The following is a 19,399-nucleotide window of genomic DNA, read 5'->3' as shown; positions in this document are numbered from 1 at the left end:
AAACCTACTATTATAAATAATAAATACTATCTATAATGGCAATAGTGTTATTGTCAATGTTTCCTGTGGCATTTTCAGGATCAAAGTGAAGCTGAAACGCATATAGAACCTTTTTAAGCTCTAGGTCATACGTATCATCAAAGTTAGTAATCTGATATCCATAATCAGATAGTTTTTCTTTAATTTCCAGAATTTTATCATCTTTATCACCTATATAATATAGAGGTTCACTCTGATCCTTGTCTATATTTGCCCAAACCCCTACCCCATTTTCAGCAAAATACTGCCACGGAAAATACTTACCTGGGTCAATTTTTCTTCCTATTGCTACATCACTGTGACCTATTATATTGCGGTCTTCTATGGCTTGATACTTTTCCTTTAACATCTGACAAAGTTCTAAAACAGAAGATATTTGATCATCAGTAAACTCGCTATAACCATCATTTACAATTTCTATACCTATAGAATTACTGTTTACGTCGGTATTACCACGCCAGTAACTTTTGCCAGCATGCCATGCACGCTTTTCGGTATCGACAAGGTTATATACATCGCCATTAGTGTTCACTAAAAAATGGCTACTAACCCCGTATTTGCTTTGAGTAAGCAACTTAAGACTGGTAGCAAAATCGGTAACCGTATAATGAATAACAATAGTATCGATAATAAAATCACCCTTCCTATCGTTAAAATTCTCAGACTTATATTTTGTAATTATATTTACCACTTTCCAACCACTTTGCTACAAAACTATTTTTTATAGATTGTAGCAAAAATGGCTTTTTTACAACTGAAATTATTAAACTAATTACGGTATAGGTTTGATTTTTTATAAATTTAATATACATATGTTATCCATTATAATTATTATTGATTTATATTATGCAAAAAATATTACTCGCCACCCAAAATAAAGGTAAGATAGCTGAGCTTTCACGGGCGTTCTCAGAAAATTTTATTATTGAAACTTTAACTCATAAAGATATCCCAGAGCCTGTTGAAGATGGAATTACTTTTGCTGAAAATGCGGAACTTAAGGCGCGCTATTACTATAATATATTTAACATACCCGTAGTTGCAGATGATTCGGGAATGTTGATTGAAGCGTTAAAAGGCTTCCCTGGCGTAAAAACCAAAGACTTTATGGAAGAAAATGGTAGCTATGAAGCATCATTTTTAAGACTTGAAGAAATGTTATCAAGCCTCCCCAAACCCTATAAAACAAAGTTTGTTTGCACACTCTGTTTTTATGACGGGCAAAATACCGTTATTGCTAGCGGAGAAGATAGTGGCACACTTACCTTCCCTGCAAGGGGCTTACATGGATTTGGATTCGACCCTGTATTTATACCTGATGGATATAACAAAACTTTTGCGGAATTAGGATTAGATATAAAAGAACAAATTGGTCACAGAGCAATGGCAATTAAGCAGTTACAAAAGCTGCTAAAATAATTTTTTTAATTTGGCACACCCCTTGCATGTATGAATACCAGAATACAAATTTTTGGTATGAATATGGCTGCTATATCTTTTGACAATACAACTTATGTTTTACTTGGACGTCAAAACTCTATGTTCAAGGAAGTAGAAACATTATCAAATAATATTGCAAACGCAAATACACCAGGCTTTCAAAGACAATCAATGATTTTTGAAAAGGTACTTCATAATGCAACTCATAAAGATGTTATCAATTACTCACGTGATGTATCTACTGTACGTAATGTAAACCCTGGCGATTATAAATCCACAGGCAATAAATTTGATGTGGCTTTAGTTGGTCAGGGTGTATACTTTAGGGTTAATACACCACAGGGCGAACGCTATACAAGAGGCGGTAATTTTACATTAAATGCACAAGGTCAACTGGTTACTCCACAAGGCTATCAGGTTTTAAACAATGGCGGCGAAGCAATTGTAATTAATGATATTGATCAAGATATCGTAGTTCGTGAAGATGGCACAATTACCGCAGGTCCTGAAGTTATAGGAAATATTGGTATAGCTCAGTTTGAAAATGAGCAATTTATGCAACCTCGTGGAAATGGATTATTAGAAGCGCTTGTCGATCCACTTCCAAATGCAGCGAATTTTCAGGTTTACCAAGGTGTTTTAGAATTATCAAATGTAGAGCCTATCGTAGAACTAACCACACTAATTGATGCACAAAGAAATGTTTCAACAGGTACAACAATAATAAATTCGTTAGATGAAATGGAAAAAACCGCATTCAGAATTTTTGGAAAAGTAAGTTAGGAGGAAATTCATGATTAACTTAGATATCGCAGCCAGTGGAATGCAAGCTTACGCAAAGAATATTGAAGTTCTCTCAAATAATATTGCGAACAGCCAGACCATTGGATATAAAGAACAAAGGATTGAGTTCCAGGATCTTATGTATGATAACGTAAAACGCGTGGGTCTTATATCCTCAGACGTTGGAACAACCATACCTACAGGTATTCAGATTGGTCATGGTGTAAACGCAGGTAACGTATACAGAATTACTACACAAGGTGATTTACAGGAAACCCAAAACGACACAGACGTTGCAATCAGAGGCAAAGGATATTTCCGCGTTGAAATGCCAAATGGTGATTTTGCTTACACCAGAGCGGGTGCTTTTAACGTTAACCAAAATGGTGAAATTGTAACATCGGCAGGTTATCTTGTTTCCCCAGGTCTTATTATTCCCCAAGACGCTATTGCCGTTGACATTAATGAACAAGGACAAGTTTTTGTAAAATTTACTGATCAGCCCGATCCCCAATTAGTAGGTCAGTTTAGCTTGTACAGATTCATAAATGAAAAAGGCTTAGAAGCTATCGGGGATAACTTACTTAAGCAATCTCAATCTTCTGGCGAACCTTTAGAAGGATTCCCGGGTGATGTTGGTTTTGGTACTCTAAAGCAAAAGTGGCTGGAATATTCTAATATTAACTTAGTTAGCCAAATTACAGGTTTAATCAGGGCGCAGAGAGCTTACGAATTCTGCTCAACATTCATACAAGCAGCAAGCCAGATGATGCAAACTGTTAATCAGATTCGCTCAAGCTAATATGATTAATTAATGTAAAAAAACCACTCTATTTTTTAGGGTGGTTTTTTATTAGACTTTATTTAAAAAATTTCCTAAGATATTAAAAATTAAATTTAGATTATTACAATGATTTCCAAACCATATTTTTTCTTATGTATATTATTTTCAATTAGTATTTATCCAACATACAGCCTTGCATCTTCTTGCGATATGTCAGTGCAAAGCCAGGAAGAATTGGACGACCTGATTAAAAGCGAAATTGAACAAAAACATAAATCAGCTATTGATGTTAGACTTACGTCAAATAATGACTTCTTTATAAAAGATGAAATTTGCATCACAAGCATTAATGTAGATGATTTTGGCTATACCTTTAGAGTAGGACTTAAGATAGATAATAAAAATGCGTTATATCAGGGAAAATTCGCATTTAATTATTTAGTACCAGCACTTCAAACGCAATTATCCGCAGGCACTGTTGTTAGAGAATCAGATATTTATTTTATTAGCTATCCATCGCAGAAGGTGAATAATAACCTGATTAAAACAAAAGAAGAACTGGTAGGCAAGGCACTTAGAACAAGTACCAATGCTGATAAACCATTAAATATACGCGATGTATATGTACCGCTATTAATACATAAAAATGAATCTGTAAATGTTGTTTACGAAAAAGGAAACATTTCTATAAAAGTTACAGCTTTAGCTCTTGAAAATGGATCAATGAATGATATGATCAAACTCAAGAATACAAGAAGTGGTAATATTTTCACTGCAAAAGTATCAGGTGAAAAAACTGCCATAATTTACTAAAGCTTTAAAGCGATAATGTTATGTCTTATTATACTAAAATCATTTTAATGATTATACCTACTTTATTAAGTGCCTGCCCAAGCACTATAGATAAGTTAAGCTATATAGGCGACAGACCGCCTTTAAACTCTGTTGAGTTCCCAACAAATCAAAACGGTTACAGACCTGTTGATTTTCCAAATAATGATCAAACTAATGCTCAATCAGAATTTGCCCCTAAAAATCATAATTCTTTATGGCAACCTGGCAATCGTACATTTTTCCGCGATGAAAGATCACGCAGAGTTGGCGACATAGTAAAGATTGTTATTAATATTCAGGATAAAGCTGATATGAATAATAAAACCGAACAGAAACGTGGCACAGGTGAAAACATGGCAGCACCAAACCTTTTGGGCTTTGATACAAAATTAAAGAACTTTTTACCTAAAGCTACTTTAGATCCAACAAGGTTAATTAATCTCAGCGGAAATGCTAATCATACAGGCGAAGGCAAAATAGCCCGCAAAGAAAACATTAGCATGCAAATTGCTGCAACAGTTACACAAATACTTCCTAACGGAAATCTAGTGGTAAGAGGCACACAGGAAGTTAGGGTTAACAATGAAGTACGTGAAGTATTTATCGAAGGTATAGCAAGACCTGAAGATATCGGACTTGACAATTCGATTACTTCCGATCAAATTGCAGAGGCAAGAATCTCTTATGGTGGCCGCGGCAACATAAGCAACGTACAACAACCAAGAATTGGAACCCAGATTTTAGATGTACTCTCGCCTTTCTAGATTTGTAAAATTTGTAAGCGACGCACACTTGCTTATGAATTTTATCGCATGCCTTATAATGTGTTTTATGGTTTTGTATATTTGCGAGACTAACCCTAAAGGCTATAATCGTGAGATTATAATATTTGGCTTTATATTTGTTTTTTTATGCTCTTCGGCACTCATAATGATGCTGTCATCACAAAAGAATTTTTCTGAAAGTATAATTGATTTAGTCGCAAATAACCGTGATGCTCTTGAGACAATTATCTTAAATGCAAATGGTAATGTTACTTACAGGCATACAAAATACAAATCACCTCTTATGAATATTGCGGTCACAGAATTTAGCGAAATTGCAGAATATTTAGAATTAGAAGAATTTTCTAAAAATAAGCTTATTAAGCATTTCAAGATGAAGTCACACCTGTCTTGCTACCTTTGGAATAAAAAAAATAAAAACTATTATTATGACTTTAAATATATTAAACATCAAAATTCTTACTACTATGTTATATTAATATATGAGTCTAATATTATATCGTTTACTGATTTTTCTAAGAACTTCAAAATACCACTTATTATACTTGATGAATTTAATAAAGTAGTTTCAGTAAGCCCTAATATTAAAGATTTTTCAAATCACTCTCATAGACTTACTGTTGGAACCACTGTTAGGGATATGAGCATTATTAAACAAGACTTTGTTATACTAAATTGTTTTGGTAATATCGAGCAAGATGAGGAATATTTAGTACTTTGCCCAAAAACAATTGATTTTAATAATGTTATTGAATACATCACAAGCGGAACAAAAGATGCCTGCATCGTTACAGATGAAGATCTAAATGTTATCAAATCTAATAAGAAATTTTCTGAGCATTTTAATAATTTGCCTTTAAAAGAATTGTTACAAGCAGAGATACAAAAAAAGATTTTATCATGCTTTGAAAAATTAGAATCCGATGAAATTAAATTCCTTGATTATACATATCAAAATCAAGCTTATACAATCCAAATTCATAAGCCTGGATTTATAAAAAATTTAAACGTAAGTAAGCTGAGCAATATTTTTATTATTTATTTTAGTAAGCAACAAGGCATTAGCCTTGATCCAAATATGATGCACTCCCAAAGGCTACAGGCAGTGGGACAGCTTGCAGGAGGAGTTGCGCATGACTTCAATAACTTAATTACTGCAACACTTGGTTTTTGTGATTTATTATTGTTACGTCATGGACCTAATGACAGATCATTTCCCGAAATTATGCAGATTAAACAAAACTCAGCAAGAGCTGCAAATTTGGTAAAACAGCTTTTGGCTTTTTCACGCAAACAAACTTTAAGCCTGGAAGTTGTAGACGTTACAGAATGTATAGATGAGATAACCAGTTTAATATCTCGCTTGGTTGGTGATAATATTATACTTGAAATTTACCATGGCAGAAATCTGTGGCTAACTAAGATTGATAAAGGTCAGTTTGAACAGGTAATGATAAACTTTGCTGTAAATTCTCGTGATGCTATAAACGGAGACAAGGGTATATTTGTTATTAAAACAGAAAATATAGTTATAGACGATAATAATACTATCGGAAGCGACTATATTCCGCCTACACCTGATGAAACTATACCAGAAGGCGAATATGTAAAAATATCTTTTGCTGATAATGGATGCGGTATTCCATTAGAAAATATTCAGAAGATATTTGAACCATTCTTTTCAACAAAGGAAGTCGGCTACGGAACTGGCTTAGGTTTGGCCACTGTTTATGGTATTATCAGGCAGTCAGGTGGCTATTTATACGTAAAAAGTGTAATTAATGAAGGAACTGAATTTGCTATATATTTAAAACGTTATATACCTTCCAAAAATGAAATAACCAAACCAGTTGAACTTGCAGAGCCTATTAGCCGTGATCTTACAGGTGATTCTAAAATCCTAATTATTGAGGATGAAGACGCTGTAAGACACTTTGCTGTTCAGGCATTGGAAATGAAAGGATATCAGGTTTTAGGAGCATCAAACGGTGATCAGGCAAAAGAAATTTTAGAGCGCGAAGGCGATTCAATCGATCTTATTATTAGCGATGTAATGATGCCAGGTAGCCATGGTCCTAAAATTATTCAGGAAGTTACTAAACAGTTTAAGCATCTTAAAGTTATATTTATTTCAGGATATGGTGAAGATGTGTTTTTAGAAACTTATGGCACTGAAAACCGCAAGTTCCACTTTTTACCTAAACCATTTAACCTTAAACAACTGGCAGAAAAAGTGAAAGAAGTATTAATGAAACAAAGCTAATATATTTATCAAAATTTTATTATTATATAATATTAGCTATTATATCCTTTGAATTATATATTTTACTGTGCTAGAAATAGGACAACACGGAAGGATTTTTTATTTACAAAATAGGTAAGATTATGGATAAAAATAAAGCATTAGAAGCAGCACTTGGTCAAATTGAAAAAGCATTTGGTAAAGGCTCTATAATGAAATTAGGTCAGAAAGATACTATTGAAGTTGAAGCAATTTCAACGGGATCACTGAGCCTTGACATTGCCCTAGGTATCGGCGGCATTCCAAAAGGAAGAATCATTGAGATTTTTGGCCCTGAAAGCTCTGGTAAAACAACTTTAACACTTCATGCTATTGCTGAAGCGCAAAAAGCTGGTGGTAACTGTGCATTTATCGATGCTGAGCATGCTCTTGACCCAATTTATGCCAAAAAACTTGGTGTAAATATTGATGAATTAGTAATATCACAACCTGATACAGGTGAGCAAGCTTTAGAAATTGCAGACACACTTGTAAGATCTGGTGCGATTGATCTTATCGTAATAGACAGTGTGGCAGCATTAGTTCCAAAAGCAGAAATCGAAGGTGAAATGGGTGATTCTCATATGGGCTTACAAGCAAGACTTATGAGTCAGGCTCTTAGAAAACTTACAGGTTCAATTTCTAAAACTAACTGTACTATTATTTTCATTAACCAAATTCGTATGAAAATCGGCGTTATGTTTGGTAACCCTGAAACAACAACCGGTGGTAATGCTCTTAAGTTCTATGCTTCAGTTCGTATGGATATTCGTAGAGTTGGCAGCATTAAAGATAAAGAAGACGTAACAGGAAGCCAAACAAGAGTTAAAATTGTTAAAAACAAAGTTGCCCCTCCATTCAAAACTGTTGATTTTGACATTATGTATGGTGAAGGTATTTCAAAACTTGGTGAAATTATTGATCTTGGCGTTAAAGCTGACATTATTGAAAAATCAGGTTCATGGTATGCTTATGAAGGCAATAAAATTGGTCAGGGCAAGGAAAACGCTAAGCAATTCTTAAGGGACAATCCTGAAATTGCAACCAAGATTGAAAACATTATTCGCCAGCAATCTTCAAATGCAAGCTTATTTATCGACACAGATGTAAGCATTGCAGAACATGCTGACGCATAATTTACTAATAGGGGGCTGTATAAGCCCCTTTTTTTATCAACCTAATTTATTAAATATGTGACTAGCTTACTACACAAAAAATTTTCAAATAGAAACCTTATTATTGTAACGGTATTTGCTTTAATATCGATATTTCTGGTTATCGGTTATTTTTTCCTAAGTCACAAGATGCTAAATGGTTATGGCAACCAAAAACGCCTGCTATATACTATTTCTATATTTACTATCGTATGGAACATACTTCTTTGTATTGTAATTCTGAAAATATCACGAAATTACGCCATTAAAGGAAAAATAAGCTTTCTCAGGAAAAGAATTATTAAGTCATTTACCTTAATAGCAATCACGCCTACCCTGATTATATCAATTTTCTCAGGTATATTTTTACATTATGGAATAAATACGTGGTTTCATGAAAAAGTTAGTACAGCGATTGCTGAATCTGTAAATGTCGCAAATGCTTATTTAGACGAACATAAAGAAAATATTAGAACTGATTTGCTTTTTTTAGCCAATGATATTGATAAACAGTTTTACCTTTTTTCAGGAAACCGTGAGTTATTAAGTGATTATATTAATTTGCAGCGCGATATACGCTCACTTTCCGAGATTGTAATATTCCAGTATGGTAAGCTGGTTACAGCAACTGACCTGGCAACTTCTACAGACTGGTCAAAAATACCACACCAATCTGTGCAAAATGCCGATAGCGGCAGCATTGCAGTAATTGAGACAAACTCTAAAGACTCTGTAAAGTCTATTATTAAGCTGCAAAATTTTCTGGACGGTTATATTGTCGCATCAAGATATGTTGATAATAAAGTGCTGAATTATATAGAAAGAGTAAGTGGTGCTTCAAACGAATACCAAATGCTAATGACTAATATGATTAAGTTTCAGTATCAGATTATTCTAGTATATTCTACAGTTGCTATTTTGATGTTATTATTTACAACTTATTACGGTATTGGGTTTGCCTCATCACTCACCTCACCTATCACTACATTGGTAGAACTTGCTCAAAAGGTTCAGGATGGTAACTTAAAGGTTAGATCGGGCGTAGAAGAAGTAAATGACGAGATAGGGATTCTTGCTTATACACTTGATCAAATGATTGAAAAAATTGAAAAACAGCATTTCGATTTGATTCTAACCAATGATATATTAGCTGATAAAATAAGGTTTAATGAAAAAGTTTTAGAAGGCGTAAGTGCAGGTGTTATTGCCCTTGATAGTAATGCAACCATAAAATTGATCAATCAAAGAGCTTTAGAAATTTTAGAAACTAATCAAGAGGCATGCATAAATCATAATGTATCAGATTTACTTATGGAATTTGGTGAATTAATTCAGATTCCTAATACTCAGAATCAGGCATTTCAGAATTTTCAAATAGAAGTAACTGCAAACAAAACAAATAAAACTTTAAGTATAAATATTATTCATGATGAATCTACTGAGTCACAAATTAAATATATTATAAGCTTTGATGATATTACTAAGCTTATGTCTGCTCAAAGATCTGCGGCATGGTCAGATGTTGCAAGGCGTATAGCCCATGAAATGAAAAACCCTCTAACTCCTATTATGCTGGCTGCGGAAAGAATAAGAAAAAAACTTATAAAGCTTGAAATTAGTGAGTCAGAAAACGTTGAAAAATATGTAAATACTATTATTTCAAATGTTGAAAATATCAATTCGATGGTTAATGAGTTTGTTGATTTTGCAAGACTCCCATCCCCTACCTTTACAAATATTGATATTAAAAAGGTTATAAACGATGTGAAATATACGTTTGCTGAATATCAAAATTACATAAAAGTAGCGTATTTAAACGAAAATGATACACAAATTAGCTGTGATCCTAAACAAATTCATAGAGTACTCTTGAATATTATAAAGAATTCTATAGAATCAATTTTAACGAGTGGAGTTAAAACTCCTAACATCCTGATATATATAAAAAATGATGATAAATTTATGTATATAGATATTAAAGACAATGGTATTGGTTTTGATGAAGAAACCATTCAAAAACTATCTGAGCCGTACTTCACCACTAAACAAGGTGGTACTGGTCTTGGTCTTGCTATAGTTAGGAAAATTATCGAAGATCATATGGGTTTTATTAATTTTCTAAATAATAAATCTCTAGACAATATGAGTGATAATTCCGATAATGAGCAAGGTGCTACTGTTTCTATTGCTATATCTAAAAATTTGAATGTTGTAGGTTAATGTGAGTAAAATATTAGTTGTAGACGACGAAAAAGATATTAGGGAGTTAATTTCCGATATATTACAGGAAGAAAACTTTGAGGTTATTACCGCAAGCCATGGTATGGAAGCCGTTAAACTCTTTAAAGAAAATGAGGGTATTGAAGCTGTAATACTTGATATTTGGCTTGAAGGAAGTGAAATTGACGGTCTTGGCGTGCTAGAATCTATTACCAGCCTTAATCAGGATATACCTGTAGTAATGATTAGCGGTCATGCAACTATTGAACTTGCTGTACAATCTATAAAAATGGGCGCATATGACTTTATCCAAAAGCCATTTGCAGAAGATAAACTTGTCACCATTTTAAAACGTGCTATTGAGAATTACCATTTAAAAAAGGAGAACTTAGAGCTAAGAAAAAAGCTTGGAGTTCAGGAGCTTATCGGGAAAAGCTCTGCGATTTTACAACTTAAATCGGTTATTAATAAAGTTGCTCAAACATCTAGCAGAGTATTGATATCTGGTTCTTCTGGAACAGGTAAAAAATTAGTAGCTGAGATGATTCATCAAAAATCTAAACGTGCAAAAGCACCTTTTATAGTATTTAGACCTGTAAATATTGCATCAGAGACATTCCAGCAGGAAATTAGTAATAATAAAACCAGTATATTTGCTCAGGCTGACAAAGGCACGCTTTATATCGATGAAGTTACCGAAATGTCGCATGATATTCAAAACCTGTTTTTACGCCATCTTCAGCAACCTGGCAATGACGTTAGAGTTATCGCATCTACCAGCAAAAACATTGAAGAGCTTGTAAAACAAGGGAAATTCAGAGAAGATTTATACTATAGACTTAACGTAATGCCTATACATGTTCCATCTTTGGCTGAAAGAAAAGAAGATATACCTCTTCTTTGCGAGTATTTTATGAATCATTTAGTTGAAAATTCAGGACTTCATCGCAAGAAACTTTCAGAAGACGCTGTGGCAGTAATGCAGTTATTTGAGTGGCCTGGAAATATAAGACAACTTAGAAACGTATTAGAGTGGCTATTAATAATGGTTCCGGGTGAGCATAACACCGAAATTAACGCAAATGATTTACCTAGTAATCTAATATCAAGTAAGGCCGCTATTGTTAAGCCTGACTCAAACGTTAGTCTTATGTCGCTGCCACTTAGAGAAGCACGTGAAATATTTGAAAAACAATACCTTGCAGCTCAGGTAATGCGATTTAATGGCAATATTTCAAGAACTTCAAACTTTATTGGTATGGAAAGATCTGCGCTTCATCGCAAGTTAAAATCGTTGAATATCATTTCTGATGGTACTGATACTGAAAACACTACGCCAGCTAATGATACAGCATTAGCAAATGATGATGCATTTAAAGCTCATACGCATAGGGTAAATTAATGAGAGTAGTCGTTTGCGGAGCAGGATTAGTTGGCAGCAGTATTGCTAATTACCTGTCTGAAAACGGTCATGAAGTTAGCGTAATTGATACCAACCCTGAAGTTGTAAACAACCTTAATATTTATCACGACATTAGAGCAATTGTTGGTCATAGCTGCCATCCTGATGTACTTGAACAAGCTGGCATGAGCAAAGCTGATGCAATCGTTGCAGTTACAGTTTCCGATGAAATTAATATGCTAACGTGCCATGAAGCATATTCATTATTTTCAACACCTTTAAAAATAGCCAGAGTTAGAAGCCAAAGCTATCTTGATCCTAAATATAGTGAACTTTTTGCACCAGGCGGTATTTTTGTTGATCATATTATTTCCCCTGAAGCAGAAGTAGCCAAAGCTTTTTTCGATCATATCAGGATTACTGGCGTTGAAAAAATTATATCATTTTGTGACAACTTACTAAAAGTTATAAGCTTCAATATCGGTGAAGGCGCAAGAATTATGTCGGTCGATATTAACGACTATATAGTAACAGACCACTATAAAATTCTTGGCATTCAGCGAGGAACGCAATATATATTTGGCGAAAATATTAAAAATGTAGAGCTTGGTGATAAGCTTTTCATTGCAGTAGTTGCAAGCTACGCCGAAGATGTTTGTTATTTATCAGGAATTGATAATAATATTGAAAACATTGTTATTATTGGTGGCGGTAATATTGGATATACCATTGCTAAAATGGTAGAAGATTCCCCTATTAAAAGAAATTTGCAGGTGATTGAACTATCAGAAAAAAGAGCGCATGATCTTGCATCGCATTTAGAAAAAACTGTTGTAATAAATGGTAGTGCAATCGACCGCAGTATTTTAAACGAAGTTGAGATTGATAACGCGGATGTTTTGCTTAGTGTTACTAACGATGATAAAGTAAACATACTAGCCGCATTACTTGCAAAGCAGCGCGGCGTTCCAAACGTAATTGCGCTTATTAACGAGATTGATACATATGCTGACCTTGCTATAAATTTAGGTATTGATCACATAGTAAACCCAAGAGCTATTACCATAAACAACATTATCAAAAACTTTAGCTTAGAAAAAGTTTCAGCACTTCATGAAGAGTTAGAAATCAAATCAGAGATTATTGAAATTGAAGTAATGGAAGATAGTAAAATTATTGGTCAGAATGTATTTGATATCGATAAAATTGATTACCTGGAGATTGGGGCAATTTATAGAAATGGTGAGGTATTAATACCCGATCACAAAGATATAATAATGGCTTATGACAAAATCGTTGTAATGCTAAAGTCATCTCATTACAACGATGTAGTCAATATGTTCAGAAAGTAAATTTCTATAGTTAACTCTTTATAATTCTGGTATGCGTCATTTCCTCGCTTATGTAGATTTTTCTACATATCGCTCGTCATTTCTGTACCATAATTTAAATACCTTAACTATATAATTTAAGTTACATTGAGTATAAATGAAATATCATAGCCGATTTTTAAATATGCTTTTAAAATATCATGTTTTTTAGCTTCATCTACAAACATATGTCTTTCCCATTCAGGCCATGAATAAAATACTTCCTGAGGTGATAAATGCGACTTAGTCTGACCATTAATTCTTCCTTCATTAAGGTTTTTGTCACTAAATACTTTCGCTAAATATTCATCGTCACATTGTAGCTGGAAATCACTAATGTATGATATAATGCTAGCAAAGTAATCAGGATCTGAGCGCATTTTTTCAAAGTGAATTACAGGAATATAATAATTTCTATATTCGTTTGCTGTATTTAATGTTGACCTTAAAACCATATCTAAATAAAAACTACATTTATTTCTAATTAAAGTAAAATCAGCGTTAAAGTGTTTTTCATAGTATTTTATAATGTCCTTATGTGAACTAAAGATATTATTTATATCTGATTGTAATTTGATATTATAATTATAATGCCTCACGTATTGATTTATCGTTGACTCTCTTCTTGTAATAGGGTTTCTCGCAAGATCTGCAAATTTAATTTCCTGACTATTATTTATTTTTGAAAAGTTTTTGTGTAATGATGTCATAGTAACACCATGAATATTACCAATAAATTTTGCTGGTTTAATTAATCTCAGGTCATTAAGTTCATCAAAAATCCAAATACATAAATCTGCAATATTCCTGGTATTAGCAAGTTTCTTAATATGTTTTCTAATTTCATCTTTTTCAATATTTTGTGTAATTAAATAATTTTTGATAATAGATAAATCAGAAAATTCATTATCATCATTAGGAGTCTCGAATCCAAAGTTTTTAACTTCATTTTTTAGCAATGCATCTATAATATTTTTTTGCTCATTATTATTATAATAATATTTCAATGATATAAGAGGATTATTTATTCCCATAGTACATAATATTTCAGGATGCATATGCAGAGACTGCGCTAGCCACAAGCTTCCGGCATTGCCTACTGAAGTAATTAGAAAATTACTATAAATTTTGTCAGCTTTAATAGAAAAATAATAATCATCCTGGAAAGTTAGCCTACCATCTGGCACAGCTTGAAAATAAAATGATGAAGATTGCTGAACTTTTGTCAAAAATTTTGTTAACAACTTGTACCATTGGAATGATAAGTATCCAAAAAGCTTTTTAAAAAATTGATCAGGTCTACACAGAGCCATCCCTAAAGCTTTTTTTATATTCAACCAATTAAGTGTTATGTTATAAATCATATATAATTAATATACTTTATGTTAAAACCACAAACAACATACAGTTGAATTGATTGAAACAAAAGTAATTTATACATAAATTATATAAAAAAATACCTTACACATTGCTGCATAAGGTATTTTTTAAATTAAATAACATTTACCTGAGGATCGCTTTTAAAAAATTCTTCTGCGCCCAATTTTGATGTCCATAAATTGCTATCAATAGTACTCCACGCCGTATGTGCCACAGACTGAGTTATAGAAGATGCAAATGAAACGTCTGTTTTGTTTAGATTCACTTGCTCTTCGTGATATGCATTGTGTAAAGCTCTGGCTCTATTACTTGGGTGCGTAGCAAATAAGTCCATAAATGCGCTTAGTGGTCTTGTTAGCTTACTATTATTTACTAGGTCTTCTGAGATTTGTTGCTTACAATTTTTTAAAACCTCATCTTCATTATCATTTTTTATTACTTTACCCTTAGCAGCTTCTGTCATTAATAATGTTAGTTTACCTACTCCTCTGGAAATCTCTTTAGCATAACCTAATTCTACAGGATGTTGATCAGCATCATGCTCGATCATTCTTGATAAGCCACTATCAAGAAAGCTTTTAGTAAAATATGCAGTTACAATTGCAAGTTTCCTATATTTAAAGGTAATATTAAGCGGTCTTACCAAAAAGTTTACATTTCTGAATGCTGCATATGTTACAAGACAAAATATAGCTAAAGTAAATGCATTAAATACACTCATGATCTTAACATGATTAGCATTTAGATGTTTTAACTCATGTGCAACTACTGCTTTTAATGCATTTGGATCCTTTTTTAAAACATTATAAGCTGATAATGATGAAATAATAGTTTTTGTTTTGAAGAAACCATCAAATGCAAAAACATTATAAGATAATACACTATTTAAAATTAAATCGCCTATGTCGTTACCTTTAGAATCATCAACTAAATGTACTTTTACCTTTTTATTTTTTAGAAAGTTCGGGTTTTGTGCTTTTGATTCATCTATAACTTCATCAACTATTTTTGAAAATTCAATATGATCTTTATTAGAATTACCTAGATCTTTAATTTCAAAGTTATTAGCAGACATTCTGGAAATAAATTCTTTCATGAAGATAGCAGATGGTATTATAGCCGCAATACATAAAGAAGCTATAGGAGCAACTAAGAACATAAAATAGAACATTGCAGATGCCAAAGTTATTACACTAAAGACTAGCAAATAAGATCTTTTCATTGGAGAAAGAAAATTAACAACTTTAAATTTCATATTAGGTACCTTTTTTAAATTTTTTTTATATAAATTAATGAATTACACGATTCTGACTGGTTTAATTTCAGCTACTTTCACATTTTCATTGCGCCAGAAAGTTTGCATTCCGCAACCTGACCAGAATGTGTAGTACGCAGATTTACTAGCTGAACTTATAATTCCTAAATCACTATTTAGGTCATTATTATATTGCTCAGATAACGCTACGTTTTGCGCCCTTGCTTTTAGACTTGGATGGCTTGAGAAAATTTCACCTAAATAATTTAGCAAATTTCTACCAAATCCAGGTTGCGCAATATTGCGATCAAGAACAGTCTCGTATCTATTTGAGGCAACTACCTCATTTACATTTAACCCCTCAATTTTTGTATCATGATGAGCAGCATTTAATTTTGATAAACCTCTAACTAAATCTTTTCCGTAACCAAGCTTTACAGCATGATTATCAGCATCAAATTCCATTAGTCTTGATATATATGCTACACCAAATATCTTCATTACAATTGAGAAAGTATAGCTAAATAAAGATACTACAAGTCTTACTTTTTCATTGTCTTTATCTTTATTACTATTGTCGTTGTTTGCATGTTTATTTTTATTATTAGACTTTTGTATTTCATTTATAATCGCAAATTCTGATAATTTATGAACCAGAACCATCATCATTTCTATAACGCCATTAATTAAAACGTGCGATTTTGAAATATGCTGAAGCTCGTGGGCAATAACAGCTTTTAACGCTTTTGGATCATTCTCAAGTAATGTGTATAATGATTGAGAAATATAAACAGCTTTTTTGCCTTTTCTAACACCACATGCAAAAGCATTGAAATCAGATTTTTTAAATTTATTTAAATTGCGTGGCATATCTTTGTATACAAAAACATTTATATCGTTTTCATTTTCTCTGCCTAAAAATTTAGGATTTTTCGCTTTAGCCTCACGAACAACTTCTTTTACAAGGTTTTGAGCTTTTAACTGAATATCAGGCTTCTTAAGGTCATCAACTTTGTCCTGCATCATGTTGGTAATAAATACATCGCTATAATATACCATAAGACCAGTAAAGGCGATTTCAATAGCCGCTAAAACTAATGTAAATAATATAGATACACTAGCAAATGCATAAAACATATAGTTCATAAGAACAAATGATGTTAGCGCAACCGCCCCAACTTGCTTCATTGGCGATAAAAAATTATATACATGTCCTTTCATATATGATCCCTAAATATACATTGCTCAGTTACATTTGATATTAGACTTTACGTAACTAGTTATAAAAATTTTCCGTATTATTACACAAAAGTTAACAAATGTCAATAGATAGATACTCAGGAAGCGAATATTTAATTAAATACAAGTAATTTGAAATAATGTTATATAAATCAGTTATTTAATAAAACTGTTTTGGAAATAAGTAAGCTACATAAATTGGGTAGCTTACTTATAATAATTTAATTAAGAGTCTTTAGGATTAGGGTTATTCTTTTTAGATTCATCTTCATCTTCATCATCTTCGTCATCATCCCAGTTAATGTCATCCAGGCTTTCCAAAGCATCTTTGATCTCTTGTGATTCAGGTTCATAATCGTCTGAAAGCTCATCATCGTCTGGTTCATCATCTTCTGCAGAATCAGTTGACTCTTGGTTTTCCTCATCATCTTCATCTAGTTTGAAAATATCGTCATCATCCCATTTGAAGTCGTCATCATCCCAGTTAAAATCATCGTCATCTTCGTCGTTTTCTTGCGATCCAGATGAAGGTAATCTTGGTGCATCGTCATCATCATCAAAAGAAGATGAATTAAATTTAAATGAATTATTATCAGGATCACCAAAGTCTAAAGAATCATCGTCTGGTGCGTCTTCTAAGAGTTTAGATGCCGCTTCTTCATCTGTTTCCATATTAGCGCGTTTACCAACCATAAACTTAGAAGCATCAAATGGCTCCTGAGTTGGAATTGGTGTTGGCGGCAGAAGTCTTTTTGTAAAGAATTTATCTTCAAAGTACTTAATTTTCTTAGATCTGATTGGCGGAAATGACTCGATTAAAACGATTTGATCATCACGCGGCAGGTTAATAACTTCTTGCGGAAGTAATAACGCCCTTTGTGTTTCAGAAACGTGTAGCGACCTTGAAGCTGGGTTGAAGTCTAGGAATTTAGGTTTATTTTGCGATTGCTGTTCAACAGTTTTATTCCCGCAAAGCTCAGAAATTAGTTTAGCGGTTTCAATATTGTTTGCAGAAAATGTTACCCTAAATGTAGAGTTTGATAGGAATGAGTTCATTCCTGGCTCTTCGTAAATACCTTTAAGCTGTTGTGTATCCTGAATAATCAAGAATAACCGTACGTGGTAACCACGGAAATACGCAATACCAGAAAGGAACTGCTCCATTTTACCAAGTGTTGGGAACTCATCCATAAGGAATAATACACCATATGGCTCTTCTTCTTTTTTAGGAATTTTACGACTTAAGAATTCTGTAGCCTGCTGATAGAATACCTTCATAAGCGGCTCTAAACGTTTAATGTTATCAGGAGTAAGACCAACATAAACAGTAGTTTTCTTCTTCTTAAACATTTGGATATTAAAGTCACTTTTTGCAGTTGCAGCATCAATAAGTGGGTTTGCCCAAAGCTCAAGCCCTGAGTTCATTGTAGAAATTACGCCCGAACGCTCTTTATCAGCTTTTTGCAAGAACGCAGCAATGTTCATATATGCAACTGGATGAATATACTTACCTATTGTATCGAGTACAACAGCCAAATTATAAATTACGTCATCGGAACGCATTTCACGAACTACCTGACCAAAAGACTTTACTTTATCAGGTACGGCTAATAAATATAGTACCACACCCACAAACAATGTACGTGCTTCGTTGTTCCAGAATTCTTTTTCAGGGAGAATTAGATTTGCAATTTTTTGTACGTCATCCACCATCTGACCAGGCTTGCTTGAAATCCAGTCGATTGGGTTATAACAGTGCGTAATACCATCTGGCTCAGCTGGCGACCAAACATAAACTTCCTGCCCTCTTTTGCCTCTCCAGCCACTTGTTATTTCGTGGTTTTCAAGTTTAATATCGTGAACAACGCAAGATTCTTCCCAGAATAATAGATTAGGAATTACGAAGCCCACACCCTTACCAGAACCTGTTGGCGCAAATAACAGAGCGTGTTGGTAACCTGATGCAACGAAATATCCGTTCTCATCCTTACCCATAAGCATTCCTTCTTTTCCTCTGAGTCCTGCTTTTTTAACGTCTTCCTGAGTTGCCCAGCGCGCATCACCGTGAATCGATTCTTTTTTCTTATAAGGACGCCAATCTTTAATTTGCTCCCAGCGCACCCTAAGAACAATACCATAAACCGCTAAAGGCGCGAATATACACCCAAACATTTTAGGGATTAGATAATCATAAAGCTCAAATTTAGTACCAATAACAAAAATATTGGCAAAATACCATTTAAGGTATGTATATAAAATTATAGGCTCTTGAGTGGTAAGGGTGATAGCATGAACACCGCTTAACAAAAATGTAAATAATATCGACGACAAATATATACAAAAAATCACAACGCCAATATGAATGGTTGCGATAAAAACAAAATTCCTTACATGACGTACTACTTCCATAGTTATCAACCTTAATTTAAAGCT

Annotated in this window: 15 protein-coding genes; 10 read left to right on the top strand and 5 right to left on the bottom strand. The window is 33.2% G+C overall.

Annotated elements, in window-relative coordinates; translation table 11 throughout:
- Positions 1-10 precede the first annotated feature (10 nt).
- Positions 11-730 carry a hypothetical protein gene (locus BGO27_04170; protein ID OJV16026.1) on the bottom strand — a complete coding sequence of 240 codons (720 nt, stop codon included), beginning with the start codon at positions 728-730 and terminating at the stop codon, positions 11-13.
- Positions 731-885: 155 nt separating this feature from the next.
- Here BGO27_04170 and BGO27_04165 point away from each other — a divergent pair, with 155 nt between their 5' ends.
- From BGO27_04165 to BGO27_04120, 10 genes are all read left to right on the top strand, one after another.
- Entirely contained in the window at positions 886-1,458 is a 573-nt protein-coding gene (locus BGO27_04165) for a hypothetical protein (GenBank protein OJV16025.1), read from the top strand.
- A gap of 63 nt (positions 1,459-1,521) precedes the next feature.
- Positions 1,522-2,262 carry a flagellar basal-body rod protein FlgF gene (locus tag BGO27_04160; protein ID OJV16024.1) on the top strand — a complete coding sequence of 247 codons (741 nt, stop codon included), beginning with the start codon at positions 1,522-1,524 and terminating at the stop codon, positions 2,260-2,262.
- A 10-nt stretch (positions 2,263-2,272) separates the two neighbouring features.
- On the top strand, positions 2,273-3,064 hold the full coding sequence (locus BGO27_04155) for a flagellar basal-body rod protein FlgG (protein OJV16023.1): 792 nt from the start codon (positions 2,273-2,275) through the stop codon (positions 3,062-3,064).
- 108 nt (positions 3,065-3,172) lie between these two features.
- Positions 3,173-3,859: a flagella basal body P-ring formation protein FlgA gene (locus BGO27_04150; protein OJV16022.1), complete on the top strand. Its 687-nt coding sequence runs from the start codon at positions 3,173-3,175 to the stop codon at positions 3,857-3,859.
- A gap of 20 nt (positions 3,860-3,879) precedes the next feature.
- Positions 3,880-4,644: a hypothetical protein gene (locus BGO27_04145; protein OJV16021.1), complete on the top strand. Its 765-nt coding sequence runs from the start codon at positions 3,880-3,882 to the stop codon at positions 4,642-4,644.
- A 166-nt stretch (positions 4,645-4,810) separates the two neighbouring features.
- Positions 4,811-6,928, top strand: coding sequence for a hypothetical protein (locus BGO27_04140; protein ID OJV16020.1), 2,118 nt, complete (start codon positions 4,811-4,813; stop codon positions 6,926-6,928).
- Positions 6,929-7,050: 122 nt separating this feature from the next.
- The gene (locus tag BGO27_04135; GenBank protein ID OJV16019.1) at positions 7,051-8,082 is read left to right on the top strand and encodes a recombinase RecA; all 1,032 of its coding nucleotides are present in this window, start codon (positions 7,051-7,053) and stop codon (positions 8,080-8,082) included.
- A gap of 168 nt (positions 8,083-8,250) precedes the next feature.
- Positions 8,251-10,320, top strand: a complete 2,070-nt coding sequence (locus tag BGO27_04130; protein OJV16018.1) for a hypothetical protein — start codon at positions 8,251-8,253, stop codon at positions 10,318-10,320.
- Between the two features lies 1 nt (position 10,321).
- A complete protein-coding gene (locus BGO27_04125) occupies positions 10,322-11,722 on the top strand; it encodes a hypothetical protein (GenBank protein OJV16017.1) in 1,401 nt (466 codons plus the stop codon).
- Positions 11,722-13,074 (top strand): hypothetical protein, encoded by a 1,353-nt coding sequence (locus tag BGO27_04120; protein ID OJV16016.1) that lies wholly within the window; start codon positions 11,722-11,724, stop codon positions 13,072-13,074. The genes BGO27_04125 and BGO27_04120 overlap by 1 nt, the downstream gene beginning before the upstream one ends.
- A gap of 116 nt (positions 13,075-13,190) precedes the next feature.
- Here BGO27_04120 and BGO27_04115 read toward each other — a convergent pair whose 3' ends face one another.
- The 4 genes from BGO27_04115 to BGO27_04100 form a co-directional block, all read right to left on the bottom strand.
- Complete coding sequence (locus tag BGO27_04115; protein OJV16015.1) at positions 13,191-14,456, bottom strand: hypothetical protein; 1,266 nt, start codon at positions 14,454-14,456, stop codon at positions 13,191-13,193.
- 128 nt (positions 14,457-14,584) lie between these two features.
- Positions 14,585-15,727 (bottom strand): hypothetical protein, encoded by a 1,143-nt coding sequence (locus tag BGO27_04110; protein ID OJV16014.1) that lies wholly within the window; start codon positions 15,725-15,727, stop codon positions 14,585-14,587.
- Positions 15,728-15,769: 42 nt separating this feature from the next.
- The gene (locus BGO27_04105) at positions 15,770-16,948 is read right to left on the bottom strand and encodes a hypothetical protein (GenBank protein OJV16013.1); all 1,179 of its coding nucleotides are present in this window, start codon (positions 16,946-16,948) and stop codon (positions 15,770-15,772) included.
- 243 nt (positions 16,949-17,191) lie between these two features.
- Positions 17,192-19,375 carry a type IV secretion system protein VirD4 gene (locus BGO27_04100; GenBank protein OJV16012.1) on the bottom strand — a complete coding sequence of 728 codons (2,184 nt, stop codon included), beginning with the start codon at positions 19,373-19,375 and terminating at the stop codon, positions 17,192-17,194.
- Between the last annotated feature and the right edge of the window lie 24 nt (positions 19,376-19,399).

It is taken from the genome of Alphaproteobacteria bacterium 33-17 (assembly GCA_001897445.1).
Classification (GTDB): domain Bacteria; phylum Pseudomonadota; class Alphaproteobacteria; order Rickettsiales; family 33-17; genus 33-17.
Note: the sequence above shows the minus strand (reverse complement) of the source record. Positions and strands in the feature narration are given on the sequence as shown.